This window comes from Blautia sp. MSK17_66, from assembly GCF_020538025.1.
Taxonomy (GTDB): Bacteria; Bacillota; Clostridia; order Lachnospirales; family Lachnospiraceae; genus Blautia_A.
The window spans coordinates 98,611-125,322 of sequence record NZ_JAJBNQ010000004.1; the positions used below are offsets into that span (position 1 = coordinate 98,611).

25 protein-coding genes and 1 riboswitch are annotated in these 26,712 nt (G+C 44.9%); of the genes, 8 read left to right on the plus strand and 17 right to left on the minus strand.

Annotated elements, in window-relative coordinates; translation table 11 throughout:
• Positions 1–34 precede the first annotated feature (34 nt).
• The 4 genes from LIR34_RS03450 to LIR34_RS03465 form a co-directional block, all read right to left on the minus strand.
• The gene (locus tag LIR34_RS03450) at positions 35–547 is read right to left on the minus strand and encodes a shikimate kinase (protein ID WP_161285758.1); all 513 of its coding nucleotides are present in this window, start codon (positions 545–547) and stop codon (positions 35–37) included.
• Positions 544–1,047: a YqeG family HAD IIIA-type phosphatase gene (locus LIR34_RS03455; RefSeq protein WP_161285757.1), complete on the minus strand. Its 504-nt coding sequence runs from the start codon at positions 1,045–1,047 to the stop codon at positions 544–546. The genes LIR34_RS03450 and LIR34_RS03455 overlap by 4 nt, the downstream gene beginning before the upstream one ends.
• A 14-nt stretch (positions 1,048–1,061) precedes the next feature.
• Positions 1,062–2,423, minus strand: a complete 1,362-nt coding sequence (locus LIR34_RS03460) for a citrate/2-methylcitrate synthase (RefSeq protein WP_173901882.1) — start codon at positions 2,421–2,423, stop codon at positions 1,062–1,064.
• A 172-nt stretch (positions 2,424–2,595) separates the two neighbouring features.
• Positions 2,596–3,816, minus strand: a complete 1,221-nt coding sequence (locus LIR34_RS03465; protein WP_161285755.1) for an aminotransferase class I/II-fold pyridoxal phosphate-dependent enzyme — start codon at positions 3,814–3,816, stop codon at positions 2,596–2,598.
• A 305-nt stretch (positions 3,817–4,121) separates the two neighbouring features.
• On the opposite strand from LIR34_RS03465, the gene gdhA reads away from it, so the two are divergent.
• Entirely contained in the window at positions 4,122–5,456 is a 1,335-nt protein-coding gene (gene gdhA / locus LIR34_RS03470; protein ID WP_161285754.1) for an NADP-specific glutamate dehydrogenase, read from the plus strand.
• Between the two features lie 88 nt (positions 5,457–5,544).
• On the opposite strand, the gene sigG is transcribed toward gdhA, so the two are convergent.
• Complete coding sequence (gene sigG / locus LIR34_RS03475; RefSeq protein WP_173901881.1) at positions 5,545–6,324, minus strand: RNA polymerase sporulation sigma factor SigG; 780 nt, start codon at positions 6,322–6,324, stop codon at positions 5,545–5,547.
• A 103-nt stretch (positions 6,325–6,427) separates the two neighbouring features.
• The gene (locus LIR34_RS03480; RefSeq protein WP_161285752.1) at positions 6,428–6,691 is read right to left on the minus strand and encodes a YlmC/YmxH family sporulation protein; all 264 of its coding nucleotides are present in this window, start codon (positions 6,689–6,691) and stop codon (positions 6,428–6,430) included.
• Between the two features lie 156 nt (positions 6,692–6,847).
• Between LIR34_RS03480 and nrdR the strand changes: the two genes are divergently transcribed.
• A complete protein-coding gene (nrdR, locus tag LIR34_RS03485; protein WP_161285751.1) occupies positions 6,848–7,300 on the plus strand; it encodes a transcriptional regulator NrdR in 453 nt (150 codons plus the stop codon).
• 11 nt (positions 7,301–7,311) lie between these two features.
• On the opposite strand, the gene pap is transcribed toward nrdR, so the two are convergent.
• The 9 genes from pap to LIR34_RS03530 form a co-directional block, all read right to left on the minus strand.
• Positions 7,312–8,784 carry a polyphosphate:AMP phosphotransferase gene (gene pap / locus LIR34_RS03490; RefSeq protein ID WP_173901880.1) on the minus strand — a complete coding sequence of 491 codons (1,473 nt, stop codon included), beginning with the start codon at positions 8,782–8,784 and terminating at the stop codon, positions 7,312–7,314.
• Positions 8,785–8,803: 19 nt separating this feature from the next.
• A complete protein-coding gene (locus tag LIR34_RS03495) occupies positions 8,804–9,775 on the minus strand; it encodes a LacI family DNA-binding transcriptional regulator (RefSeq protein ID WP_173901879.1) in 972 nt (323 codons plus the stop codon).
• A gap of 31 nt (positions 9,776–9,806) precedes the next feature.
• On the minus strand, positions 9,807–11,225 hold the full coding sequence (locus LIR34_RS03500; protein WP_173901878.1) for a PTS transporter subunit EIIC: 1,419 nt from the start codon (positions 11,223–11,225) through the stop codon (positions 9,807–9,809).
• Positions 11,226–11,414: 189 nt separating this feature from the next.
• A complete protein-coding gene (locus LIR34_RS03505; protein WP_173901877.1) occupies positions 11,415–13,319 on the minus strand; it encodes an ABC transporter ATP-binding protein in 1,905 nt (634 codons plus the stop codon).
• Positions 13,312–15,045, minus strand: a complete 1,734-nt coding sequence (locus tag LIR34_RS03510) for an ABC transporter ATP-binding protein (protein WP_173901876.1) — start codon at positions 15,043–15,045, stop codon at positions 13,312–13,314. The genes LIR34_RS03505 and LIR34_RS03510 overlap by 8 nt, the downstream gene beginning before the upstream one ends.
• Entirely contained in the window at positions 15,038–15,526 is a 489-nt protein-coding gene (locus LIR34_RS03515) for a MarR family winged helix-turn-helix transcriptional regulator (RefSeq protein ID WP_161285746.1), read from the minus strand. Before LIR34_RS03515 ends, LIR34_RS03510 begins: the two co-directional genes overlap by 8 nt.
• A gap of 167 nt (positions 15,527–15,693) precedes the next feature.
• On the minus strand, positions 15,694–16,440 hold the full coding sequence (locus LIR34_RS03520; RefSeq protein ID WP_173901875.1) for an aminotransferase class IV: 747 nt from the start codon (positions 16,438–16,440) through the stop codon (positions 15,694–15,696).
• 23 nt (positions 16,441–16,463) lie between these two features.
• A complete protein-coding gene (gene pabB, locus LIR34_RS03525) occupies positions 16,464–17,825 on the minus strand; it encodes an aminodeoxychorismate synthase component I (RefSeq protein ID WP_173901874.1) in 1,362 nt (453 codons plus the stop codon).
• 33 nt (positions 17,826–17,858) lie between these two features.
• Positions 17,859–18,434, minus strand: coding sequence for an anthranilate synthase component II (locus LIR34_RS03530; protein ID WP_173901873.1), 576 nt, complete (start codon positions 18,432–18,434; stop codon positions 17,859–17,861).
• Between the two features lie 307 nt (positions 18,435–18,741).
• Positions 18,742–18,838: riboswitch (THF riboswitch) on the plus strand.
• Between the two features lie 223 nt (positions 18,839–19,061).
• Here LIR34_RS03530 and folE point away from each other — a divergent pair.
• Genes folE through folK form a run of 4 tightly spaced genes read left to right on the plus strand, consistent with a single transcriptional unit; the run spans position 19,062 to position 21,757 of the window.
• Positions 19,062–19,619 (plus strand): GTP cyclohydrolase I FolE, encoded by a 558-nt coding sequence (folE, locus tag LIR34_RS03535; RefSeq protein WP_161285742.1) that lies wholly within the window; start codon positions 19,062–19,064, stop codon positions 19,617–19,619.
• On the plus strand, positions 19,619–20,110 hold the full coding sequence (locus tag LIR34_RS03540; protein ID WP_244092161.1) for an HD domain-containing protein: 492 nt from the start codon (positions 19,619–19,621) through the stop codon (positions 20,108–20,110). The genes folE and LIR34_RS03540 overlap by 1 nt, the downstream gene beginning before the upstream one ends.
• A 13-nt stretch (positions 20,111–20,123) precedes the next feature.
• A complete protein-coding gene (folP, locus tag LIR34_RS03545; RefSeq protein ID WP_173901872.1) occupies positions 20,124–20,939 on the plus strand; it encodes a dihydropteroate synthase in 816 nt (271 codons plus the stop codon).
• A complete protein-coding gene (gene folK, locus LIR34_RS03550) occupies positions 20,939–21,757 on the plus strand; it encodes a 2-amino-4-hydroxy-6-hydroxymethyldihydropteridine diphosphokinase (protein ID WP_173901871.1) in 819 nt (272 codons plus the stop codon). The genes folP and folK overlap by 1 nt, the downstream gene beginning before the upstream one ends.
• A gap of 30 nt (positions 21,758–21,787) precedes the next feature.
• Here folK and LIR34_RS03555 read toward each other — a convergent pair whose 3' ends face one another.
• Entirely contained in the window at positions 21,788–22,459 is a 672-nt protein-coding gene (locus LIR34_RS03555; protein ID WP_173901870.1) for a YkgJ family cysteine cluster protein, read from the minus strand.
• A 154-nt stretch (positions 22,460–22,613) separates the two neighbouring features.
• On the opposite strand from LIR34_RS03555, the gene LIR34_RS03560 reads away from it, so the two are divergent.
• Together LIR34_RS03560 and LIR34_RS03565 are read left to right on the plus strand one after the other, a co-directional pair.
• Positions 22,614–24,395: an ABC transporter ATP-binding protein gene (locus LIR34_RS03560; protein ID WP_173901869.1), complete on the plus strand. Its 1,782-nt coding sequence runs from the start codon at positions 22,614–22,616 to the stop codon at positions 24,393–24,395.
• A complete protein-coding gene (locus LIR34_RS03565; protein ID WP_173901868.1) occupies positions 24,392–26,155 on the plus strand; it encodes an ABC transporter ATP-binding protein in 1,764 nt (587 codons plus the stop codon). Before LIR34_RS03560 ends, LIR34_RS03565 begins: the two co-directional genes overlap by 4 nt.
• Before the next feature lie 135 nt (positions 26,156–26,290).
• Here the strand turns inward: LIR34_RS03565 and LIR34_RS03570 are convergent, their stop codons facing one another.
• On the minus strand, positions 26,291–26,704 hold the full coding sequence (locus LIR34_RS03570) for a C-GCAxxG-C-C family protein (protein WP_161285735.1): 414 nt from the start codon (positions 26,702–26,704) through the stop codon (positions 26,291–26,293).
• Positions 26,705–26,712: the final 8 nt, after the last annotated feature.

A 26,712-nucleotide genomic window follows, 5' to 3' on the forward strand; every position in this document is an offset into this window, starting at 1 on the left:
TATAATACACATGAAGATTTTTCAACTACTTTTTTTATTGTGCAGCTAATTTCTCTTCGATTTCCTTAATAAGCTCCTCAAACGGCTTTTCTCCGGTAACAACCGTAATGTCTGCAAACTTCTCATAGACCGGATCTCTCTGCTTCAGAAGCTTCTTGATCTTCTCATCACGGTCATCTCCATCCAGCATCGGATCCTTGCTGGAGCCTTCCAGACGCTTCTTAAGAGTTGCCAGTGAACCTTTGAGATAAACGATCGTACCGACTTCTTTCAGATATTTCTCATTCTGCTCCTGCAGCGGAAGCCCTGCTCCCAGAGAAATAACCCTGCGCTCACTGTCCTGGATAAACTGTTTGAGTGCCACTGTCTCCAGTGCACGGTAATACGGTTCACCAAACCGCTGAAATATCTCTCTGGCAGACATATTCATCTTTCTTGTGATAAGTCTCTCCAGATCAACAAATGATAATCCCAGATCCTTGGACAGTTGTTTTCCTACTCTTGTTTTACCTGAACCCATAAACCCGATGATCACCACATGGTTCATGAAATCCCCTCCTCTTTCTTATAAAAGTGTAATACTATTTTTTCCAGATAGCGTTTAAGCACAATCTGGATTTCTTCTTTTGGATTGATCGGCTTTACCAGGATGTTGCGGATTCCTGCTCTTTTGGCACCGTATACATCTGTAAAAAGCTGATCTCCGATAAAAATGGTATTTCCGGTGTCCGTTCCCAGAATCTCCATTGCCTTGTTATAGTTACGCACAGAAGGCTTGTGTGCGTTCTCAATATAATTCACACCAACCGCATCATTAAAGGAAGAAACTCTCTTTCTCTGGTTGTTGGATAAAAGGCAGCAGCCAAATCCCAACTCCTTAAGATGCTCAAACAACGCGATCGCGCGTGCATCTGCCGGTGCCCCGTGCGGTACAAGTGTATTATCAATGTCAAAGATCAGACCTCTGTATCCTTCCTGATACAGCCTGTCAAAATCGATCACGTATGTAGAATCTACATATTCATCCGGAAAAAAACACCGAAACATTTTTATCTCCTGTCTTATCTTTCTTTGAGCGGCACATACTGTGCCTCAGGAAGCACATTCTTGTATGCAGGACGAATGATCTTGTCTGTATTGATAAGCTCCTCCATACGATGTGCGCTCCAGCCTACGATACGGGCTACTGCAAACATTGGTGTATACAGTTCCAGCGGAAGATCCAGCATACTGTAAACAAAACCACTGTAAAAGTCCACATTGGCACTGACACCCTTGTAGATGCGACGTTCTTCTGCAATGACCTGCGGCGCCATCCATTCCACCATAGAGTACAGTCTGTAATCCTTCATACGTCCCTTTTCTTTGGCAAGACTTTCTACAAAGCTTCGCAGGACTTCCGCTCTCGGGTCGGAAACAGAGTAGATCGCATGTCCCATACCATAGATCAGACCTCTCTTATCAAAGGCCTCTTTGTGCAGAAGACGCTTAAGATATTCTCTTACCTCATCCTCATCTTCCCAGTCCTTAACTTCCTTCTTCATGTCCTGGAACATCTGGATTACCTTGATGTTGGCACCACCGTGCTTCGGTCCCTTAAGAGATCCCAGTGCAGCAGCGATCGCCGAATATGTATCCGTTCCTGATGATGATACCACATGTGTGGTAAAAGTAGAGTTATTACCACCGCCGTGCTCCATATGAAGGATCAGCGCAAGATCCAGGATCTTCGCCTCAAGATCTGTGTACTTCTTGTCCGGTCGGAGCATACGAAGAATATTCTCAGCTGTTGAAAGTTCTTTCTTCGGATTATGAATATAAAGACTCTTGCCTCTTACATAATGATTATACGCCTGATAACCATATACTGACAACAGCGGGAAGATACTGATCAGATTCAGGCACTGACGCAGTACATTCGGAAGCGAAATATCATCCGGATTATTATCATAAGAATACAAAGTCAGAACACTTCTTGACAGGGCATTCATAATGTCACGTCCCGGTGCTTTCATAATAACATCTCTGACAAAATTTCGCGGCAGTGACCTCTGATTTGCCAGAAGCTCCTTGAATTCCTCAAGCTGCTTCTCATCCGGCAGTGCGCCAAACAGAAGAAGATAGGTTGTCTCCTCAAATCCAAAACGCTTATCTTTTACAAAACCGGCCGTAAGGTCTTTGATATTGTAGCCTCTGTAATACAGACTTCCTGCACAGGGAACTTCCTTACCATCTACAACCTTAACAGCCTGCACATTAGAAACCTGCGTCAGACCGGCAAGGACACCCTTACCATTGATATCACGCAGGCCGCGCTTTACATCATACTTGCCATACAGAGAAATATCCATGGTAGTATGATCCTTGCACGCCTCTGTGAGCCGTTCGATCTCCGGAGTTACTTGCATATTAAATCCTGACATATATATTCTCCTTTCAAATCCTCTGATTTCTCTCGATCATTCTCCCTCCTAAGTGTTGTTACTGCTTTCTTTCCTGCAGTTCAACAAGCGCCAATTGCCGCCATAGTTATATAACGCAGTAGATATAGTATACCATCAAAACGGATTTTGGTCTATCCCAAAAATTCAGAGCTTATTTTCCCTGACGATATGTACTGAGAAACTCCCGAAGTTTCTGTGATGCTGTCTCAAGCTGTCTGATATTCGGCAGATAAACCACGCGGAAATGATCCGGTGCTCCCCAGTTGAAGCCTTTTCCCGGCACAAGAAGCACCTGCTTCTCATGAAGGAAATCCAGTGCAAACTGCTCATCATCTGTAATATTGAATTTCTCAATATCCAGCTTAGGGAAAATATAGAATGCCGCATGCGGCTTCACAACACTGATTCCCGGAATATCCTTCAATGCATTGTAGATACATTCTCTCTGTTCATAAACCCTTCCGCCCGGTTTTATATACTCAGTCACACTCTGGTAACCGCCAAGAGCTGTCTGAACGATTGCCTGCGCCGGTACATTGGAACAGAGACGCATAGATGAAAGCATCTTGATTCCCTCTATATATCCCTTTGCGCGATCCTTCGCACCGCTTAAGATCATCCATCCGATACGGAAGCCTGCAATCATGTGGGATTTGGAAAGGCCGGAAAACGTCACGCAGAATACATCTGGTGCAAGAGATGCGATAGATGTATGCTTATAATCATCCATGACCAGACGGTCATAAATCTCATCCGAAAAGATGATCAGCTCTTTTTCTCGGGCAATCTGTGCAATCTGCTCCAGAACTTCTTTCGGATAGACGGCTCCTGTCGGATTGTTCGGGTTAATGATAACGATTGCCTTAGTCCTGTCTGTGATCTTACTTCTGATATCCTCGATATCCGGATACCAGTCAGACTGTTCATCGCAGATATAATGTACAACCTTTCCTCCTGCCAGAGTTGCCGTTGCAGTCCATAACGGATAATCCGGTGCCGGGATCAGAATCTCATCGCCGTTATCCAGAAGTGCCTGCATGCACAGATTGATCAGCTCACTGACTCCGTTTCCTGTATAAATATCATTCATGGTCACATTCGGAATACCTCGAAGCTGTGCATACTGCATGATCGCCTTACGCGCTGAAAAGATACCCTTGGAATCAGAATATCCCTGTGATGTACGGATATTGCTCAGCATGTCCAGGATTACTTCCTGAGGAGCAGAAAAACCAAAAGGATATGGATTTCCGATATTCAGTTTCAGAATCTCCTTGCCTTCTTCCTCCATCTTCGCCGCCTCGTCCACCACCGGGCCTCTTACATCATACAGTACATTATCGAGTTTGGCTGATTTGTCAAATGTTCTCAATTTTTTCACTCCTCTCTGAGAATTTACATATTTTTTACTATAATCTCATATTCAGGGCATTTTCGCAAGATGTAAAAATTTCGTAACTGTTCAGTACCCTCACAGTTACGAGCCAAAATGCATTCCAAATCACCTTCGGTGATGGCATTTTGCTCTATTATTCATGCAAATTTAGTAAGATTATAAAAAAAATTAATATTTATCTTTTCAACTTTACCACTTTCGTGTATAATAGTGCGTGGGCATTTGTAAGCCTGACAAAGACGTAGTTTAATATACGCAAACAGACGAGGAGGAAAATCAACATGTCTTACACAGAAGAAGTTTATGAAAGAGTCGTTGCACAGAATCCTGGCGAACCGGAGTTTCACCAGGCAGTAAAAGAAGTTCTGGATTCCCTGAAGGTTGTTATTGACCGTAACGAAGAGAAATATCGCAGCCTTTCCATTCTGGAACGTCTGGTAGAGCCAGAGAGAATCATTTCTTTCCGTGTTCCGTGGGTAGATGATAACGGCAAAGTACAGATTAACAAAGGATATCGTGTACAGTTCAACAGTGCGATCGGACCTTACAAGGGCGGTCTTCGTTTCCATCCGACAGTAAACCAGAGCATTCTTAAATTCCTTGGTTTCGAGCAGGTATTCAAGAACTCTCTTACAGGTCTTCCGATCGGTGGTGGTAAAGGTGGTTCCAACTTCGATCCGAAGGGCAAATCTGACAGAGAAGTTATGGCATTCTGCCAGAGCTTTATGACAGAGCTTTCCAAATATATCGGAGCTGACACAGATGTACCGGCCGGTGATATCGGTGTAGGCGGACGTGAGATCGGTTATCTGTTCGGACAGTACAAACGCGTTCGCGACCTCTATGAAGGTGTTCTGACAGGTAAAGGACTTACCTATGGCGGTTCCCTGATCCGTACAGAAGCAACTGGATACGGTGTTGTATACATTCTTAACGAACTGATGCAGTCCCGCAATGATTCTCTTGAGGGCAAAACTGTTGTCGTAACAGGTTCCGGAAACGTTGCAATCTACGCAGTTCAGAAGGCAACTCAGCTTGGTGCAAAGGTTGTTGCAATGTGCGACTCCAACGGATACATCTATGATCCGAACGGAATCCAGCTTGATGTTGTCAAAGACATCAAAGAAGTTAAACGTGGACGTATCAAAGAATATGCTGACCGCGTAGAAGGTGCTGTCTACACAGAGGGTGTTGGAATCTGGAACATCAAATGTGATGTTTATCTTCCATGTGCAACTCAGAACGAACTTGATGTTGACGGCGTAAAAGTACTTGCAGCTAACGGATGCAAGTACATTGTAGAAGGTGCAAACATGCCTACTACAAGAGAAGCTACAGACTATGCTATGGCTAACGGAATCTTCTTCCTTCCTGGCAAAGCAGCCAACGCCGGCGGTGTTGCTACTTCCGCACTGGAAATGAGCCAGAACTCCCAGAGACTTTCCTGGACATCTGAAGAAGTTGATGCAAAACTTCATCAGATCATGAAGGATATCTACGCTAAAATCGACGATGCTGCAAAACGTTATGACCTCAAAGATAACTTTGTTGCCGGCGCTAACATTGCAGGTTTCGAAAAAGTGGTAGATGCAATGATCGCTCAGGGTATTGTCTGATTGATTTCCTCCTCACTTATATACTGAATCACAAAACGCTCCGGTCTTTATGCCGGAGCGTTTTTTTCTGACTGAAGATGCTGTACCGTTACGAACGAAGATAATTTCTCATATTCCGCAGTGCTGTTTTTTCCAGTCGACTGACCTGTGCCTGGGAGATTCCAATCTCCTGTGCTACTTCCATCTGCGTTTTTCCTTCATAGAATCTCATGTCTATAATATGTCTTTCCCTTTCACCAAGCCGGTTCATTGCTTCCTGAAGAGACAGATTTTCCAGCCAGTAATCTTCTTTGTTTTTTTTATCACTGATCTGATCCATCACATACAGGGTGTCTCCTCCTTCCGCATACACCGGTTCAAAAAGACTGACCGGATTCTGGATCGCATCGAGGGCATACACGATCATTTTCTTTTCCACCCCGATCTCTTCTGCAATCTCTGCGATCGTCGGTTCCTTCAGATTCTTTTTTATATAATTTTCTTTTGCATAAATCGCCTTGTACGCAATGTCGCGGAGAGAACGGCTGACACGGATACTGCTGTTATCCCTGAGATAACGTCTGATCTCACCCATGATCATCGGCACTGCATAAGTAGAAAATCTGACCATTAAGGTCGTATCAAAATTATCAATGGCCTTCATAAGTCCGATGCATCCGATCTGAAAAAGATCATCTGCATTTTCGCTGCTGTTTCCAAAGCGCTTGATCACACTTAAAACAAGCCGCAGGTTTCCTTTGATGTAACGCTCCCTGGCTTCCTTGTCTCCTGCTTTTATCTTCTCAAAAAGCTCCTCTTTTTCCTCAGAGGTCAGAACCGGAAGACTGGATGTATTTACTCCACAGATCTCAACTTTATTTAGTGCCATCGAAATATCCTCCTTATTTCATTTGGTACTAAAATGATTCGCAGGGAGGATATGAATTATACTTTTTTGCAGAAAATATAAAAAATATAAGTCCTTGACATTTTTACAAAAGGCGGTCTTTTCGAAATGCTTTTTCTTCTCGTATCTCTACCAGGATAATATCTTCCCCGATCTGACAGACACTATTCCAGGGAATGATATATTCACTGTCTCTTCCCCACAGGCAGCAGAACTTGCCCGGTCCCGGCACGATCAGTGCTGTGATCTTCCCGCTTTTTTCATCGAATTCCAGATCCACCGGACAGCCAAGGCTTTTGCAGGTGCAGGTATTTATGATTTCTTTCTGTTTCAATTCACAAAGACGCATAAATATACCTTTTTCCGTAACTGCTCAGTGCCCTCACAATTACGTTTTTTTCAAAATATATGCAGAAAATATGTGAAATATGTGCCGTCTTTTATTGACATCGACAGAAAAAATACAGTATAATTAGTCCATTAAATGGAAAAGAGGGATACTTACGTGAGATGTCCATTTTGTAATCAGGATAATACCAAGGTCGTTGATTCCCGGCCTGTAGAAGATACGAATGCGATCCGCAGGAGAAGAATGTGTGAATCCTGCGGCAAGAGATTTACCACCTACGAGAAGGTTGAAACCATTCCCTTAAGTGTCATTAAGAAGGATCAGACAAGAGAAGCTTATCACCGCTCCAAGATCCAGGACGGTGTTCTTCGTGCGTGCTATAAACGTCCAATTCCTATTGAAACGATCGAGTCCATGATCGACTCTATTGAGGGTTCTATTTTTGAGAATGCAGATAAAGAAATCTCCAGCACCCGTATCGGTGAGATTGTCATGGAGCATCTCAAAGATCTCGATGCTGTTGCATATGTCCGCTTTGCATCCGTATATCGTGAATTTAAGGATGTAAGCACCTTTATGGATGAACTGAAGAAGTTTATGGAACCATAAAGAAAAGGCCCTTATTTCAGGGCCTTTTCTATTTCTTTGATCACGATCTTGAGTGCTTTGATACGTGCATATTTTTTGTCCACTGATTCCAGGATATGCCATGGAGCGTAGGCAGTACTTGTTTTTTTTAGCATTTCATTGACCGCGTCCTCGTACTGATCCCATTTCTCACGGTTTCTCCAGTCCTCGTCTGTGATCTTCCAGCGTTTCTCCGGATTATTCTGACGGTCATTAAATCTCTCAAGCTGTGTATCCTTGTCGATCTGAACCCAGAATTTAATGATCACCGCACCCCAGTCTGACAGTTCTTTCTCAAATTCATTCATTTCATTATAGGCACGTTTCCAGTCATTCTCACTGCAGAATCCCTCCAGACGTTCCACCATGACACGTCCATACCAGGTACGGTCAAAAATTGCAATATGACCATTCTTCGGAAGTCTCGTCCAGAAGCGCCACAGATAATGACGGGCTTTCTCATGCGGTTCCGGACTGGCGATCGGATGCACCTCGTAACCTCTCGGATCAAGTGCACCTGTGATTCTTTTGATATTTCCACCCTTGCCCGCTGCATCCCAGCCTTCATAAGTAATGATCACCGGGATTCTCGCACGATACAGACGATTATGAAGTTCACTCAGCTTATCCTGAAGCTTCTTAAGTTCTTTCTCATATTCTTCGTCATCGATTGTCTTGCCGGTAAGCTCGATATCTTTTAGCTTCGGCATCTTCACCAGCGGAAAAACATTCTGGAGGATCGGAACCGAATGGCTCTGGTTCTGCAGTGCAACTTCAATACTGCTGACCAGCGTATCCATCACCTGCAGCTCCGCCCATTTCTTGTCCTTCGCATCTATGATATACCATGGAGAAGTTGATGCATTGGTGTCCTTAAGATAACGGTCATAAACCTTTTCACATTTGTGATAATGTTCCTGCTGCCATTTATCAAAATCTGACACTCTCCACCGGGTATCCTTACTTGCGCACAGCCTGTCCATACGCTCTTTCTGTTCCTCTTTATCAATATGCATAAAGAATTTCAGCACCAGATATCCGTTGTCCGTAAGCTGACGTTCAAACCGGCGGATACTTTCGATCCGTTTCTCATAGTCCTCGCCCTCCAGCTTCTTATTCAGAACCTCCTGCGTAGTCTGCTCCATCCAGCCTGCATCCAGAAAAGTAAATTTGCCCTGTTCCGGGATCTGGCGCATATAGCGGTACAGAAATGGTCTGCGTAATTCCTCCTCAGATGGCACTGACATTGTTGCCACCTTAAAGAATCTGGGATCAATATTCTTGATGACCTTGCCGATCATACTGCCCTTACCTGCTGCACTCCAGCCCTCAAAAAGCACCAGTACCGGTATCTTGTGCTCCTTGATCTTCATCTGGAGATCATACAGTTTCTTTTTTGCCACATCCAGCTGCTGTTTCAGTTCTTCTTTCTCGGGAGTTTCTCCCGGAATCCATGTCTTCAGCAAAAAACACACCCCATTTCTTTTATATATGTGCAAGAAGATAGCCAAGCTTCACTTCCCTCACTGCGGTTTCACCCTGCCCCATCATTTCTATAAGCATCTCCACTGCCATCTCTCCGCTCTTCTCATAGAAAAAATGAACGGTAGGGATCGGCGGTATCATCACTCTTGTAATTTCAGAATCCCCATGTCCGGCAACCAGAATATCCTCCGGCACTCTCTTTCCATGTTCTTTCAGATAGCGTATCGCTCCTGCTGCCATAGTATCCGTCGCACAGATAACAGCATCCAGATCCGGATATTTCTCCAGCAATTCTCCCGTCTTCTCGTATCCGGAATCAGAAGTAAAGGCAGCAATAACCATCTGCTGTGCACAGTCTGGTATACCGGCTTCACTGACCGCATCCTCATAACCGCGAAAACGCTCCGTACCGACTGCCTTATCCTGTATGATCGCACCGATATATCCTGGATTTCTCCTGCCCATGGCAACCACTGCCCCTGTCAGGTCTCTGGTAGCATGATAATCATCATGATATATGCAACAATGACCGGGATACTGCTGCCCGACCAGGATCACGGGAACCGAGAGCTTCTTAAGAGCACGCTTATGCTCTGTTGTCAGGATTGTCGCCGCAAAGATCACACCATCTACCTGCTTGTCATTAAAAGCAGCCAGATACTCCAGTTCTTTCTTTGGATTATTCTGCGTCACCGCAAGAAGCATCTGATAACCACTTTCATTCAATACAGAAAGTATTCCCTCGACAATTTTTCCTATGCTTGTGGAAGCAACCTTCGGTACGATCACTCCGATCATTTTGGTTTTTTTTGTGCGGAGTGTCTGTGCCTGAACCGACGGCCGGTAACCTGTCTGTTCTACAACCTTGCGAATTGCTTCTTTCTTTTCTTCCGAAATATATCCGTTATTAAAATAACGGGAAACTGCCGCGCTGGATACACCTGCTAACTTTGCTATTTCACTTATATTCATGCTTTTCCCCTTTGCTGTAGTATACCACAATTCATCTGTTGTTACCATTAATTTTCTGTGTTGTTTCCTTGGAATCCTCCGGGGATTCCTTCCAGCAAAGCCAGGTCAGTACAAATGCAACTGCAAAGGAAATTGCCAGCATGAGTGCATACTGTACGGAATAGTCCAGTGTCGTAAGGAATCCGGGGATTCCGGTAACTCCGTAGGAAGTTGCTCCGATATGGAAAATGACCCCTGTCAAAGCTCCTGCCGCACCGCCGATCATACCGCATACAAACGGTTTCATGAAACGAAGATTCACGCCAAAGATTGCCGGCTCTGTAATTCCAAGTGCTGCCGATAATGTAGAGGGAACCGCAACAGATTTTGTCCTGGCATTTCTTGCTTTAAGGCCGACTGCAAGGCACGCTGCTCCCTGTGCAAAGTTTGCTGCGGATGCGATCGGCATCCAGATATTCAGTCCGTCAGAGGCAAGCAGACCTGCTTCTATGACATTGTACATATGATGGATACCGCATACTACTGTGAACGGATAAACTGCACCCATGATCATGGCCCCGATTCCATGCCCTACGGTGATGATCCAGGATGCAAACGCAAGCACATAAGTTTCTGCCGCAGAAAATACCGGTCCGATCAGTCCGATGGTAAGAAAACCGGTGAGCAATACCGTGCACAGCGGCGTCACAAAAAGATCGATCATCTCCGGAACATGCCTGTGCAGCCAGTTTTCCAGCTTACACATGATCCAGACTGCAATGATAACAGGAATCACATGTCCCTGATATCCAACCTGCCTGATCGGAAGACCAAGCAGATGCCATACCGGAATATCCGCTGCGTCCATAGATGCTACAGACCATGCATTGATAAGATTCGGATGGATCATGATCATACCGATGACCGCACCCAGAAAAATATTTCCGCCGAATACTCTTGCCGCTGATACCGCGATCAGAATCGGAAGGAAAGTAAAGGCTGTGTTTGAAAACAAATCCAGGATCCCATACCAGTCACTTCCCGCAAAAGCAGGCATTGCTCTGCCAAGTGCCTCTACCAGCCCCATCATAAGACCGGAGGCTACGATTGCCGGAAGGATCGGTACAAAGACATCTCCAAGTGCCTTGAACATCCGCTTGAATACCGGCTGCTTCGCTGCCACTGCTGCCTTCACTTCTTCCCTGGTCGCTGCACTCATCCCGCTGATAGCAATAAACTCATCATATACCTTATTTACCGTTCCGGTTCCGATGATGAGCTGCAGCTGTCCGTTGTTGCTGAAAACACCCTTTACTCCATCAATATTCTCCAGCTTCTTCATATCGATCCTGCTGTTATCTACTGTCACCAGACGAAGTCTTGTTGCACAGTGTGCTGCACTTACAAGATTGGCTCTGCCGCCCACGGTGTCAAGGATTTCTTTCGCACACTTTGCGTAGTCTGCTGCCATAGTCACACCCTCTTTCCCTCTGTTTTTACATTCCGCCCCTGTACGTAATTGTTTTCATTCATTTTATTATATTTCCCGCAAATGTCAACACAATGGAAAGCAGTTTTTTTCTTAATAGAGTACTATAAAGCAAAAAAAGAAATGGCTTACGCCCTGCTGCCAGAACATCTGCCATTTCTTCGTTTCCTCTTATGAAAGTTCCAGTTTACCTGTGTAAAGCTGATAATAGGTGCCCTTCTGTCTGATCAGATCCTTATGATCACCTCTCTCGATGATCCTGCCGTGATCCAGTACAATGATCGCATCGCTGTTTCGAATCGTAGAGAGTCTGTGTGCGATCACAAATACCGTACGGCCTTTCATCAGGTTATCCATACCCTTCTGGACAATACTCTCCGTACGGGTATCGATACTTGATGTTGCCTCATCCAGGATCAGCACCGGCGGATCGGCAACAGCTGCTCTTGCAATAGAAAGAAGCTGTCTCTGACCCTGCGACAGTTCTTCACCATCACCACTTAACATCGTATCATATCCCTTTGGAAGCATCTGGATAAACTGATCCGCATGTGCGAGCTTTGCCGCCGCATAAATCTCCTCATCCGTTGCATCAAGCTTTCCATAACGGATGTTATCCCTGATCGTTCCCGTAAACAGATGCGTATCCTGAAGAACGATACCCAGAGAATGTCTTAAATCATCCTTTTTGATCTTTGTGATATTAATTCCATCGTAACGGATCTTACCGTCCTGTATATCGTAAAACCGGTTGATCAGATTGGTGATCGTTGTTTTTCCTGCTCCGGTAGAACCTACAAAAGCAAGCTTCTGGCCCGGCTTTGCATAAAGACTGATGTCATGAAGGATTGTTTTGTCCTCGTTATAACCAAAGGTCACATCTTCGAATCTCACATCACCCTTAAGCTCTGTATAAGATACAGAGCCATCTGCCGAATGCGGATGCTTCCATGCCCACATACCGGTTCTCTCTCTGCACTCTGTAATGTTTCCATCTGCATCCTTCTTTGCATTGACAAGAGTTACATAGCCCTCATCGTCTTCCGGCTTCTCATCGATCAGATTGAAGATACGCTCTGCACCTGCAAGAGCCATGACGATGGAGTTAAACTGCTGTGCGACCTGCATGAACGGCTGAGTAAAGCTCTTGGTGAACTGAAGATAGGAAGCCATCACTCCAAGTGTGATTCCGCCGACTCCTGTGACAGAAAGGATTCCGCCAAGCACTGCGGTCAGAACAAACTGCAGATTTCCGATGTTTCCGATAACCGGTCCCATCATGTTACCATATTTATTTGCCTGTGCCGCACTTTCAAAGAGAGCTTCGTTCAGTTTGTCAAATTCCTCTTCGGATTTCTTCTCATGGTTAAAAACCTTGACAACACGCTGTCCATTCATACGCTCTTCCACAAAGCCTGTCACCTCTGCCAGTGACATCTGCTGACGCACGAAGTACTTTCCACTTCTGGCACCGATTTTTCCTGTCACAAACAGCATCAGAAAAATGATCAGAACCGCCAGAACCGTAAGAAGCGGGCTTAAGATCAGCATGGAGATAAAAGTCACAATGATGGTAAACAGTGACATCAACGCCTGTGGGATTGCCTGACTGATCATCTGTCTTAAGGTATCCGTATCATTTGTATACAGACTCATAACAGAACCATTGGTGTTCTGGTCAAAATAGCGGATCGGCAGAGTCTGCATATGCTCAAACATATCATCTCTTACTCTCTTTAACACACCCTGACCGATAAATACCATCATTCGGGTATAAATAAAGGTCGCAATGACACCAACCAGGAAAATACACCCCAAAACTGCAAGTGCCTGATATAGTTCGGCAAAATTCGGTTCCTTCTGTCCGATCAGCGGAAGGATAAAGTCATCCAGCAGATATCTCAGAGAGAGAGAAACTGCTGTGGTTGCAATCGCACTTAAAAGAATACAGACAAAAACAACGACAAACTGAATCTTGTATGTTTCTGTCACATACTTCAGAAGACGTTTTGCTGTTTTTTTGTTAAATTTCGGCTTGCCTTTCTGATTTATATCCGGTTTTTTCTGCTCACTCATCCTCTTCTCCTCCTTTCACCTGGGATTCATATACTTCTCTGTAAATATCATTGGTCTTAAGCAGTTCTTCTGAGGTTCCCACTCCGGAGATCCTTCCGCCGTCAAGAACAATGATCTGGTCTGCATCTTCAATAGATGAAACTCGCTGTGCAATGATAATCTTTGTGGTATCCGGGATTTCCTCCCGGAAAGCCTTACGGATCAGAGCATCTGTCCTGGTATCCACTGCACTGGTAGAGTCATCCAGGATCAGGATCTTCGGTTTTTTCAGAAGGGCACGTGCAATACACAGACGCTGCTTCTGGCCACCGGAGACATTGTTTCCGCCCTGAACGATCATGGTATTGTATCCGGATGGAAATTCACTGATAAAGCCATCTGCCTGTGCGAGCCTGCAGACTCTTCTCACCTCTTCGTCCGAAGCGTGTTCATCACCCCAGCGGATATTTTCATAAATAGATCCGGAAAACAGGACATTTTTCTGAAGCACCATGGAAACCTGGTCACGAAGCACTTCAAGATTATAGTTTCTTACATCAATGCCGCCGACTTTGACAGAACCACCTGTCACATCATAGAGTCGCGGGATCATCTGCACCAGAGTAGATTTGGCACTTCCGGTTCCTCCGATGATTCCTACCGTCTGTCCTGCCTTGATATGAAGACTGATATCCTTCAGAGAAAGATTTCCATCCTTTCCGGCATAGCTGAAGTTCACATGGTCAAAAACAATATCTCCACTTGGGACCTCTTTTACGGCATCGGCTTTGTCCTGCATTTCAGGTACTTCGTTCAGGACCTCTGTAATACGGTCGGTGGATGCCTCTGCGATCATGATCATGACAAATACAAAAGTTACCATGGACAGAGACATCAGAATCTGCAGTGCGTAAACAATAACACTTGTCAGTTCTCCTGTCTCCATGCTTCCAAGTACAATACTGCGTCCACCGATCGCTGCGATCAGAAGAACCACTGCATACATCATAAACTGCATAACCGGAGAGTTCCATGCGACGATTTTTTCAGCCTTTGTAAACAGTGCATACACATATTCCGAAACTCCATGAAATTTTTTGATCTCATAGTCTTCCCTTACAAATGCCTTGACTACACGGGCTGCATTAACGTTTTCCTGGACAGAATTGTTCAGCTCATCATACTCATCAAATACCTTGATAAAATGAGGATGTGCTTTTTTTGCAATATAGATCAGCGTTCCTCCGAGAACCGGAATTACAACCAGGAACAACAGAGCGATCTTTACATTGATAAGAAGTGTCATGACCCAGGACAGAAGCACCATGATCGGGGCTCTTGCCAGAAGGCGGATACTCATCATGTATGCCATCTGTACGTTTGTGATGTCGGTTGTCATTCGGGTGACCAGACCGGAGGTTGAAAAATGGTCAATGTTTTTGAAAGAAAAATCCTGCACCTTATAAAAAATATCATGGCGAAGATTCTTCGCATATCCTGCCGCTGCAACTGCCGCCATGTTTCCGGCCTGTACACCAAAAAACAACGCCAGCATTGCCATTGCGACCAGGACAATCCCCCTCTGTAAAATGTAGCCCAGATCACCGTTCGCAATACCGATATCGATGATCTTTGCCATCTCCAGAGGGATAAGTACTTCCATCAATACTTCAAGAATAACAAGAATCGGAGCAAGAAGAGACTGCTTCCTGTATTCTCTGATGGATTTAAAAAGTGTCTTATTCATCTTTTTTGTTTTCCTCCTCGTTCATTTCTGAAATATTATGAAACATCTGCCACAAAATCTGCTTGCAGATTGTTACATTCTCCTGTGGGATTCCTTCCAGCAATTTCGCCTCTGTCTTCTGAATCTGCTCCAGAATCTTCGGCCGTATCTCTTCTGCCTTCGCAGTCGGGACAATTCGTTTCAGTCTGGCATCCCTCTTTACGCTTTCTCTCCTGATATAGCCATGACTCTCCATGAGCTTCAGGATACCTGTCACCGTAGATTTCCTAATCTGAAACTCTTCTTCTATATCCTTCTGGTAAAGATCTCTGTGAAGAGATTCCAGAAGAACAAACTTCAGCACATGCTTCTGCATGACCGTCAGATCATCATTGGTGATTGCAGAATCCACATTGTTGCAGTTCCGCTTCATCTGATGCGACAACATATGGATGATTCTGCCCATGTGCATCTCTTTTAATTTTTCATCCGCTTCCTTCATTGAACCCTCCCTCCTTTCTGCGATGTATTGTAAATTAGTTCGTTTCCTAACTTTCGTCATTATACAAACATACTTTTTTGATGTCAAGTTATTTTCCGACATGACACAGAAAAAATGGTAACTGTTCACAGGTAATATCCCGCACAGTAACAAAAAATGTCCCCGATCTACAGGGACATTTTCTGACTTTCATATAAACTTCGTACCTCGTCCGCCATGGTTCTGCGTGGAAAACAGATACTTCCAATCTGGCGTACCGGCATAATCCCCATAAGGGAATTTGTCACAAAACATTCATCATAATACATCAGTTCCTCCGGATAGATCACAGTTTCTTCTACATCAGAGGTTTCAAGGACATACTCCCTTAAAATTCCTGGAAGAAGTCCGCAGAGAAGCTGTGGGGTGTAGATTTTATTCTTGCGGACAAAAAAGATATTGCTGACCGTACCCTCACAGAGCTGTCCTTTGGTGTTTATAAAAATACGTTCCTGAATACCGGCCGCTGTGGCTGCTCTCTTTTCCAGAATACAGTCTCCATAGTTCAATGTCTTATGATATACCATCGGCGAAGTTTCATTTCGTCTTACTTTACTGATATCTGCACCAAATCCCCGCAGATAAGCTTCTTCCGTATAGGGATTTCCCCGCATCTGAAAAATAAGATTCTCTTTGGAGAGAATGATCTTGATTGCTCCATGGCGGATATCTTCTGTTTTTTGTTCTGCAAGAAATTCATTTATCCTCTTTTTGGTGACTCCTCTCTCCAAAAGAGTACCAAGATCAAAGAACTGAGCCGCCTTCTCCATTCTCTGTAAATGCCGGTCCAGCAGGAGCAGTCTTCCATCCTCCACTGCGATTGTCTCAAATACTCCCAGCCCAAACTGAAAGCCCTCATCCAATTTGATATCCATACGCCATACGCCTTCCTCCTATTTTATTTCAATGCTTCCAGAATCGCCTTCGCTTTCTGAAGTGTCTCTTCATACTCAAACTCCAGATCGGATTCTGCCGTAATACCGCCCCCGGCACCTAAGAAATATTTTCCGTCTTTATGAAGTGCTGTACGGATCACAATGTTAAAGTCGCAGTCACCGTCCAGAGTAAGATATCCGATAGATCCAGTATACAGGTTTCTTTTCCCATGTTCAAGCTCATCTATAATTTCCATCGCACGATATTTCGGTGCACCGGTGATCGAACCTCCCGGAAATGCTGCTTCCATAAGATCCACAAAGTTTTTGTCCTCTTCCAAAGTACCTTCTATATCTGAAACCAGATGAAATACTGTTGCATATTCTTCTACGGTAAACAGCTCGGTCACCTTTACGCTGCCTGGTTTGCATACACGGTTCAGATCATTCCTCTCCAGATCCACAATCATGAGAAGTTCGCTCTTGTCTTTTTCAGAATTCTCCAGTTCTGTCCGCATCAGAAGATCTTCTTCTGAAGTTGCTCCTCTTTTCCGTGTTCCTTTGATCGGTCTCGTATTGACATGACCCTTTTTCATCTTGAGGAAACGTTCCGGGGAGGCACTGACGATCTGAAAATCACCATAATCCATGTAGCCGCCGAAAGGAGACGGATTGTTCTTTCGAAGATCATAAAAAACATCCAGAGGCGGCTTTTCGCTCTCTATCGTAAGCTGCTGTGTCATATTTGTGATATAGATATCTCCTTCTATAATATAGTGGATCATGTCATCTACCGCTTTTTTGTATTCTTCTTTTTCGAAATTCGGAGTGACAAGGATATCGTAAGGAAGTTTCTGCTCTGCCTTCTTCTCTGGTTTCTGCCAAAGCTTCTGTTCTATTTTCCGGATTTTTGCAGAAGCGTCCTCTGTGATTCCGTTTGCAGCCAGATAAGTTTCTTTTTTATGACAGTCTTCAATAATATAAACATCATAAAAAGTCAGTACCGCATCCGGAATTTTGACGAGATCCTTTTCACCGGATGGAACTCCCTGTAATTTACGCCCATAATCATAAGAAAAATATCCCACTGCCCCGGAAACCAGTGGAAGTTCACTTTCATTCCGATCCACATGGTCTCTCAGGTATTCTCTCAGATAATCTTCAAAGCTGATCTGCGTTTCTTCTTGTCCGTTGATCAAAAAGCTGTCTCCATCCCTGACCAGCTTCAGATATGGTTCTGCACCGATAATCGAATATCTTCCCAGATCATTGACCAGTGAAGAATCCAGGAACACACAGTCTTTCTCACCGGAGAATACACGAAATGCCTCCACCGCCGGTATGTATGAATTTAATTTTTTAATCTGTCGTTGTTTATGATACATAATTTTTCCTTTCTGCATTTTTTTCTGTCTTACTTACATACTCTCTGCGATCCGGCAGAAATTTTCCAGTATTTCATGTCCATACTCTGTAAGCACTGCTTCCGGATGGAACTGTACGCCGTACAGCGGCATTTCTTTGTGTGAAATCCCCATCACAGCACCGTCTTCTGCCACGGCATCTATCCTCCAGTCTGCCGGAACACTTTTCCGATCCACGATCAGGGAATGATACCGCGTCACCAGAAACCGCTCCGGAAGTCCACAAAAAACTCCGGTTCCATCATTGCGGATCGGTGTAACCTTTCCATGCATCGGACGCTCTCCCTTATGCACTGACGCGCCACTGCAGAATCCCAGCACCTGATGTCCAAGGCAGACTCCAAGGATTGGAATCCTTCCCTGAAATCTCCGGACGGTCTCAACACAGACTTCTGCATCCCACGGCCGTTTCGGTCCCGGCGAAAGAATGATTCCCTCCGGATTCATCTTTTCAATATCTTCCATCGTGATCCGGTCACTTCTCTTTACCTCGATCTCCCGGCCAAGTTCCTCAAAATAAGCTTTAAGATTATATACAAACGAATCATAATTATCAATCATCAAATACATATCTATTTCCTCCTGTATTCCCAAGAACAGACCGCTGTAATCTTCTATTACAATAAAAAAAGAGATAACAGCTGTGCACACGAAATGCACACAGTCGTTATCCCTGACGGTCCGTAATCTGTGAGTTATAAAGTAGCTTTATGCTACCACAGAGGGAGTTCTCCGTCAAGATTTATCTCAGCAAAAAAGTCTTACTCTTTCATTGTCATTTTTTTATCAATTTGCTGTAAAATGATACCTTTTTTCGATAAATTTTATCTTTTATATCACGTATATATATGCTATACTAGGTTCGAAATGAATGCTATGCAAAATAGGACTTTATGCGTCAAGTGTTCGGCGAATGGGGAGTTGTCGCTGAAACGAAAAGTACGTCTTACGGTATAGAGTCCGCACCCGTTGCAACAATAAGAAGATATATGACAATTCAGCAGGCAGTATTCTGTGAAATACTGAACAGCTAAGAAGATATCTCATATTGTGTAGGGATACGTTTTTCGACATACGTTCTATCACAATTGGAGATATCTTTTTGCTTTCATAAATCACAGTATTACCTCGACAAAAAAAAGACAATCTCCATGGTATCGTAAATTTTTATTTATATTCAAGGAGGTTGTTTTTTTAATGGTAGACAAAGCAAAAGTAAAAGAAGCCATCCGTCTTCTTCTCGAGGGAATCGGGGAGGATCCTGAACGCGAGGGACTTAAAGATACACCGGACCGCATCGCACGTATGTGTACAGAAATCTATGGCGGCCTTGACGAAGAAGCTGATCAGCATCTGCTGAAACAGTTTCAGGTAGAAAACAATGAAATGGTTCTCGAAAAAGACATCACTTTCTATTCCATGTGTGAGCACCATTTAATGCCATTTTACGGTAAGGCACATGTGGCCTATATTCCTGATGGCAAGGTAACCGGACTCAGCAAGCTTGCACGTACAGTAGATGTCTATGCAAGAAGACCTCAGATCCAGGAGCGACTGACCGTGCAGATCGCAGATGCTCTGGAACGTGTTCTTCAGCCAAAAGGTGTCATGGTCATGCTTGAGGCAGAGCATACCTGCATGACTATGCGTGGAATCAAAAAACCTGGCAGCAAGACCATGACGGTCATTACCAGAGGCGAATTCAAAAATAACATAGAGCTTCAGAAACAGTTTCTTGCCATGGTAAAGGACTGATGGATCCGCAGATGAAGAGAGTCCAGGCTGTCTGGGAACATCCTCTCTATCAGCAGAATCTGAAAGATCTGACCCGGCTGGAGGCAGACCGTGTTTTTTGCCGGCATACACCGGAGCATTTCCTGGATGTAGCACGTCTTGCCTACATCTTTGCACTGGAACGCAAATTAAACTGTTCCCGCGAACTGATCTACTGCACTGCCCTTCTCCATGACATCGGACGTGCAGAACAATATACCACCGGAACTCCCCATGACGAAGCTGGTGCCCGCATTGCAGAAACGATTCTTTCTGACCTTGACTTTTCTTCCGAAGAAAAGGAATCTATTCTCTCTGCGATCGAGGAGCATCGTTCTTCCGGTAAGGAGACTTCCATACTGAGTCAGCTCATCTATGAGGCCGACAAAAAATCCAGAAATTGTTTTCTCTGCGAGGCAGAGCCACAATGCTACTGGTCTCCACAGAAAAAAAATATGACGATTCAATATTAAAGGAGAATCTTTCATGAAAATAGGAAATCGTGAATTTGATGTAAAAAACAGAACATATATTATGGGAATTCTTAATGTAACTCCGGATTCCTTCTCCGACGGCGGCAAATGGAACTCCATGGATCATGCACTGAAACATGCAGAAGCCATGATTGCTGACGGTGCAGACATCCTTGATGTCGGCGGCGAATCTACCCGTCCTGGTCATACTCCGGTCAGTGCAGAAGAGGAAACCGCCCGCGTTGTTCCGATCATTGAGGCACTTCACAGCCATTTTGATGTACCGATTTCCGTCGATACTTATAAAGGAAGTGTCGCCGATGCTGCCATTTTGGCAGGTGCTGATCTTGTCAATGATGTCTGGGGACTCAAATACGACCCGGAAATGGCAGGGGTCATCGCTAAACATGATGTTGCCTGCTGCCTGATGCACAACAAGGAAACTCCACAATACAATAACTTCCTGATCGATATGCTTACAGAAACACAGGAATGTGTAAATATCGCAAAAAGAGCCGGCATTAAAGATGAGCGCATCATCCTGGATCCGGGCGTAGGCTTCGGCAAAACCTATGAGATGAACCTTGAAACCATGAATCATCTGGAACTTTTCCAGCACCTCGGTTTCCCGGTACTTCTTGGAACCTCCCGTAAATCCATGATCGGCCTCACCCTTGATCTTCCGGTCGATCAGCGCGTGGAAGGTACTGTGGCAACTTCTGTCATGGGTGTCATGAAGGGATGTGCCTTTGTACGTGTACATGATATCAAAGAAAACAGACGTGCCGTACTGATGACGGAAGCAATTCTTGGAAGGAATATAAAATAATGGATAAGATTGAGATCAGAAATCTTGAGATTTTTGCAAACCACGGAGTATTTCCGGAAGAAAATGTACTCGGACAGAAGTTTGTTGTATCTGCCACTCTTTATACAGATACCCGCAAAGCCGGTCTGAGTGACGAACTGACTGCATCTATTCACTACGGGGAAGTCAGCCATATGATCACAAAATTCACCAAAGAGCATACCTACAAGCTTCTGGAGGCTCTCGCTGAAAACCTCTGTCAGATGCTGCTCCATGAACTTCCTCTACTTAAAAAGATCACTCTGCGCGTAGAAAAGCCATGGGCTCCTGTAGGACTTCCACTGGATACGGTCGCTGTCGAGATCACCAGAAGCTGGCACACCGCTTACGTTGCTTTTGGCTCCAATCTGGGCGACAAAAAGAAATTTCTGGATAACGGAATCCAGGGACTTAAGGATACCGCTGACTGTGAAGTAGAAGCCGTATCTGAGTATCTGGTCACAGAACCCTACGGCGGCGTAGAACAGGACGAGTTTCTCAATGGTGTCTTAAGACTCCGCACTCTTCTGACTCCTGAAGAACTGCTTGACAGACTTCATGAACTGGAAGCAGAAGCCAACCGTGAACGTCTGATCCACTGGGGACCACGTACCCTTGATCTTGATATTCTGTTTTATGACAATGAGATCATCGATACTCCAGATCTGCATGTTCCACACATTGATATGCAGAATCGAGATTTTGTTCTCAAGCCAATGGATGAGATTGCTCCATATTACCGCCATCCGGTACTGAACAAGACGATCCATCAGCTTCTCGATGAACTTTCTGCCAGATAAAACCTGACTTCAGACCTTCTGAACCCGGAGTTATACTCCAAGGCTCAGAAGGTTTTTTGCTTCTTTCAGCCGCTCATAAAACTGCGCATAAAAATCCTGTGCTTCTTCATACGGTTTCGTATAAAAACGGCTGATCACATACATATTCAGGTTTTTGATCAGTTCCGTATCCTCTGTCTGATAAAATACCTCCTGCACATCCAGAAGAAACTGATGCCAGTCCCAGACAAACTTCTCATACTGCTTCAGATCCGGTGTATCGATCCACTTCTTTACCTTGATCTTGGAACGGTTTTTCTTTGCACATTCATGGATCTGAATAATATATTTAAAATTCTCCTCCGTATAATATCTTCCCAGTGGAAACAGTCGACAAAAACCGGGACGGATCGCATGTACAGAACATCTGCCTTCCTCGTTCAGAAACACACATCTCTCTTCTCTTCCCTGCATCCTCAGATGCGGAAGAATGTTTCCGTCTGAGACGCCAAGCTCCAGAACCGTACCAATCAGATCTGCCGGATTTCTGCCAAGTCCCCTTGCCAGACGACAGACATCGTAAGGATCCAGGATCACAGAATCTCCCATTCCTTTGCAACAGTCACAGCACCCTTTACAGTCCTGACAGTTTGCCTTTACCATATCATTCGCATCATATAATTTTCCGTCTGAAATTTCTTCCAGAGTTACCTCTCGCCGCATATTCTTACCTCATTTCTCTCTAAAATTGTTGCTGTCACTCCGTTCACAGCAACTTGGTCGTTACCTGAAATTCTTTTTCATTATCATTGCAAGCCTTATGATACAGGACTATAATAGGGATTGTCAATCATTAAGAAAACGGAGGAAACTTAAAATGCGATCTCTCGCAATCTATCTGAAAAATTACAGAAAAGAAAGCATTCTTGCACCTTTCTTCAAATTTCTGGAAGTTGTGTTTGACCTGCTTGTTCCTGTAGTTATTGCCCAGATCATTGATGTGGGTATCACGGGAAACAACCGTCCTTACATCATTCAGCGATTTTTTATCCTGGTCCTGATGGCGGCTGCCGGTCTGACCGTCAGCATCACAGCCCAGTACTTTGCAGCAAAGGCCAGTGTTGGCTTTGCAACGGAACTCAGGCAGGCCGTCTATGATCATGTACAGAAGCTTTCCTATACAGAGCTTGACACTCTTGGAACAGATACTCTGATCACCCGCCTGACTGATGATATCAATCAGGTACAGAACGGTGTAAATATGGGACTTCGTCTTCTGCTCAGAAGTCCGTTTATCGTACTCGGCTCCATGGTCATGGCTTTCACCATCAATACACGATGTGCCCTGGTCTTCGCCGTTGCGATCCCATTTTTGTTCCTGGTCGTTTTTGTGATTATGTATCTCAGCATCCCTCTTTTTCGTAAAGTACAGAGTCATCTGGATATCGTCACACGACTGACCAGAGAGAATCTTACCGGTGTGCGTGTCATCCGTGCTTTCTGTCGTGAAAAGGAATCTGTACAGGACTTTGACCAGAGCAACGAACAGCTCACCCGGTTAAATGAATTTGTCGGAAAGCTGTCCGCACTTCTCAACCCAGTGACCTATGTTCTGATCAATATCGCAACTGTCATCCTGATCAGCCGTGCAGGACTCCAGGTAAATATTGGAAACATGCAGCAGGGTGAGGTCGTAGCACTTTATAACTACATGGCTCAAATGATCGTGGAACTCATCAAATTGGCTTCTCTGATCATCACCCTCAATAAATCCGCAGCCTGTGCTGGCCGTGTGGCGGATATCCTCAAAGTCAAAACCTCTATGAGCTATCCAAAGACCTCCGTTGCGCCGTCTTCTGATGCAACTGCACTTGCATTTGAGAATGTTACATTTGCCTACGCTGGTGCCAGTGCACCAAGCCTCAGCAATATCAGCTTTTCTGTCCAAAAGGGGCAGACCGTTGGTATTATCGGCGGTACCGGAAGCGGTAAATCTACTCTTGTCAATCTGATCGCACGTTTTTATGATGCCTCACAGGGTACTGTCCGTATAGATGGACAGGATATCCGCAGCTACAGTCAGCAGACGCTGCGGCAGAAAATCGGTGTCGTACCACAGCGTGCAGCACTTTTTAAAGGAACGATCCGCGAAAACATGAAATGGGGCCGTGATGATGCCACAGATGCAGAAATCTGGGATGCACTCACAACTGCCCAGGCACGTGAGATTGTCGAGGGGAAAGACGGACAGCTTGATTTCAGACTGGAACAGAACGGTCGCAATCTTTCCGGCGGTCAGAAGCAGCGTCTTACCATTGCACGCGCCGTTGTCAAAAAACCTGAATTTCTGATCCTGGATGACAGTGCCAGTGCACTTGACTTTGCCACAGATGCAGCTCTTCGCAGATCCCTGCATCAGCTGAGCGGAAATGTTACCACCTTTCTGGTATCCCAGCGTGCTGCCAGTATCCGCCAGGCAGATCTCATTCTTGTCCTGAACGATGGCGAGCTGGCCGGAAAAGGTGTACACGAGGATCTGATCCGCTCCTGCGAGATTTACCGTGAAATCTACTTCTCACAATTCCCTGAAGAACGGGCACTCTATGATTCTTCAAAAACTGCCGTTTCCGGCAATGCTGCGGAGGTGACATTAGCATGAGTACAAATAACAAAAAAACATCAACTGCAGGAAGTGCCGAAACTCTCTTTAAAGTTCTGCACTTTATCGGCCGCTACCGTCTGCTTTTGATCTCAAGCATCATCCTGGCTTCTGTTTCCGTGGTCCTTCAATTGTATGTCCCAGTACTGTTCGGCGATGCAATCGACCAGATCATCGCAAAACATACGGTAAACTTCGAGATGATGTGGTATTATCTTTCCAGAATTCTTGTGATGGTCATCGTGTCCAGTCTTGCTGTGTGGGTCATGAATATCATCAACAACCGTATGACATTTCGCACAGTACAGGATATCCGTTCCAGGGCGATCCGCCATATCCAGGTACTTCCCCTCTCCTATCTGGATGGGCACAGTACCGGTGATATCATCAGCCGCGTCATTGCAGATACCGACATTCTCTCAGACGGTCTCCTGCTCGGATTTACACAGCTCTTTTCCGGTATTGTAACAATCATCGGCACTCTGATCTTCATGTTTTCCAAAAACTTCTGGATCACACTGCTGGTCATTGTCCTGACCCCGCTGAGCTTCTTTGTAGCCAGATTTATTTCTTCCCGCTCTTTCCATATGTTCCGGAAACAGAGTGATGCACGCGGTCGTCAGACAGCTCTTATCGAAGAAATGATCGGAAATCAGAAGATCGTTCAGGCATTCGGTTACGAGGATAAATCCTCTGCACGTTTTGCCGAAATCAATCAGGAGTTAAAAGAATGCAGTCAGAAGGCTATTTTTTACAGCAGCCTTACCAACCCGTCCACCCGCTTTGTCAACAATGTAATCTATGCCGGTGTAGCTCTGGCTGGTGCTTTTATGATCCCGGGCGGTGCTCTGACGGTCGGCGGTCTTTCCGTACTTCTCTCCTACGCAAACCAGTACATGAAGCCATTCAACGACATCAGTTCTGTCATCACGGAACTTCAGAATGCCCTTGCCTGTGCAGCCAGGATCTTTGCACTTCTGGAAGAAACTCCGGAAAGTCCGGATCCAGAGGAAACTATTTCCAACGTCCAGGGCGAAGTCAATATCGACAATATCAGCTTCCGCTATGTTCCTGACAAAAAACTGATCGAGAACTTTCATCTGCATGCAGAACCCGGAAAGCGTATCGCAATCGTTGGCCCTACAGGCTGCGGCAAGACTACCTTTATCAATCTGCTGATGAGATTTTATGATGTGACCAAAGGAAGTATCTCCATTGACAGACACCCGATCGACCAAATCTCAAGGCATTCTCTGAGAAGCAGCTTTGGTATGGTCCTTCAGGAAACCTGGATCAAAAACGGCACTGTCCGTGACAACATCAACATCGGAAGACCCGATGCATCCGACGAGGAAATCATTGAGGCAGCAAAACGCTCTCACAGCTGGGAATTCATCCGGCGTCTTCCGGACAAGCTGGATACCATTCTCAAGGAAGACAGTTTAAGCCAGGGTGAAAAACAGCTTCTCTGCATCACCCGTGTCATGCTCTGTCTGCCGCCTATGCTGATTCTGGACGAAGCAACCTCAAGCATTGATACTCGAACTGAGCTGATGGTACAGGAAGCTTTTGAACACCTGATGAAAGGACGTACCAGCTTCATCGTTGCTCACCGTCTGTCTACCATCCGAAATGCAGATGAAATCCTTGTCATGAAAGATGGTGCCATCATCGAACAGGGTTCTCATGAAGAACTGATGGCAAAAGGCGGATTCTACCAGAATCTCTATAACAGTCAGTTTGTCAGAGTTTCTGAATAAAGCAAAAAAGAAGTCCTGCCTGAGGCAGAAGAAGATTTTGATCTCTTCCTCTGCTTCGGCAGGACTTTTATGATCTGGAGTGCAGTTTGCCTTATATATGTCGGCATACTGCCTTCTGAATAGTTATATTCTTTCTTATTTCTGTGCAGCCAGATATTCCTCTGTCAGTGCAACTGCATCACGGATACAGTCCGGGCAGGCACGAAGCACTTTGCCGGTTTCTACCCCTTTAAGTTCTTTACAGAGATAAGAACCATTCTGCTCTGCAAATTTATTGATATATGCTTTGACTTTCTTATAGGTATCTCCCTTGGTCAGCTTTCCTTTCTCCGGATCACCGACACTGTTTTCAAGACCTATCACCATCATCATTCCGGACAGTGCACCGCACATATCCATGATTCCCATTCCAAATCCGAAACCTTCCGCGATCCTGAACATTTCCTCCTGGTCGATACCGAATTCCTCACAGAATGAACATGCAACTGCCTGTGCACAGTTGTATCCTTTGTCATGAAATGCGATTGCCTTTTCTGCCTTTGTACTCATTTTAAAGT

Coding starts and splice junctions, on each gene's coding strand:
- LIR34_RS03450 (WP_161285758.1), bottom strand. CDS start 547: ATGAACCATGTGGTGATCATCGGGTTTATGGGTTCAGGTAAAACAAGA.
- LIR34_RS03455 (WP_161285757.1), bottom strand. CDS start 1,047: ATGTTTCGGTGTTTTTTTCCGGATGAATATGTAGATTCTACATACGTG.
- LIR34_RS03460 (WP_173901882.1), bottom strand. CDS start 2,423: ATGTCAGGATTTAATATGCAAGTAACTCCGGAGATCGAACGGCTCACA.
- gdhA (WP_161285754.1), top strand. CDS start 4,122: ATGTCTTACACAGAAGAAGTTTATGAAAGAGTCGTTGCACAGAATCCT.
- sigG (WP_173901881.1), bottom strand. CDS start 6,324: ATGGCACTAAATAAAGTTGAGATCTGTGGAGTAAATACATCCAGTCTT.
- LIR34_RS03480 (WP_161285752.1), bottom strand. CDS start 6,691: ATGCGTCTTTGTGAATTGAAACAGAAAGAAATCATAAATACCTGCACC.
- LIR34_RS03495 (WP_173901879.1), bottom strand. CDS start 9,775: ATGAATATAAGTGAAATAGCAAAGTTAGCAGGTGTATCCAGCGCGGCA.
- LIR34_RS03500 (WP_173901878.1), bottom strand. CDS start 11,225: ATGGCAGCAGACTACGCAAAGTGTGCGAAAGAAATCCTTGACACCGTG.
- LIR34_RS03505 (WP_173901877.1), bottom strand. CDS start 13,319: ATGAGTGAGCAGAAAAAACCGGATATAAATCAGAAAGGCAAGCCGAAA.
- LIR34_RS03510 (WP_173901876.1), bottom strand. CDS start 15,045: ATGAATAAGACACTTTTTAAATCCATCAGAGAATACAGGAAGCAGTCT.
- LIR34_RS03515 (WP_161285746.1), bottom strand. CDS start 15,526: ATGAAGGAAGCGGATGAAAAATTAAAAGAGATGCACATGGGCAGAATC.
- LIR34_RS03520 (WP_173901875.1), bottom strand. CDS start 16,440: ATGGATATCAAATTGGATGAGGGCTTTCAGTTTGGGCTGGGAGTATTT.
- pabB (WP_173901874.1), bottom strand. CDS start 17,825: ATGTATCATAAACAACGACAGATTAAAAAATTAAATTCATACATACCG.
- LIR34_RS03530 (WP_173901873.1), bottom strand. CDS start 18,434: ATGTATTTGATGATTGATAATTATGATTCGTTTGTATATAATCTTAAA.
- folE (WP_161285742.1), top strand. CDS start 19,062: ATGGTAGACAAAGCAAAAGTAAAAGAAGCCATCCGTCTTCTTCTCGAG.
- LIR34_RS03540 (WP_244092161.1), top strand. CDS start 19,619: ATGGATCCGCAGATGAAGAGAGTCCAGGCTGTCTGGGAACATCCTCTC.
- folP (WP_173901872.1), top strand. CDS start 20,124: ATGAAAATAGGAAATCGTGAATTTGATGTAAAAAACAGAACATATATT.
- folK (WP_173901871.1), top strand. CDS start 20,939: ATGGATAAGATTGAGATCAGAAATCTTGAGATTTTTGCAAACCACGGA.
- LIR34_RS03555 (WP_173901870.1), bottom strand. CDS start 22,459: ATGCGGCGAGAGGTAACTCTGGAAGAAATTTCAGACGGAAAATTATAT.
- LIR34_RS03560 (WP_173901869.1), top strand. CDS start 22,614: ATGCGATCTCTCGCAATCTATCTGAAAAATTACAGAAAAGAAAGCATT.
- LIR34_RS03565 (WP_173901868.1), top strand. CDS start 24,392: ATGAGTACAAATAACAAAAAAACATCAACTGCAGGAAGTGCCGAAACT.
- LIR34_RS03570 (WP_161285735.1), bottom strand. CDS start 26,704: ATGAGTACAAAGGCAGAAAAGGCAATCGCATTTCATGACAAAGGATAC.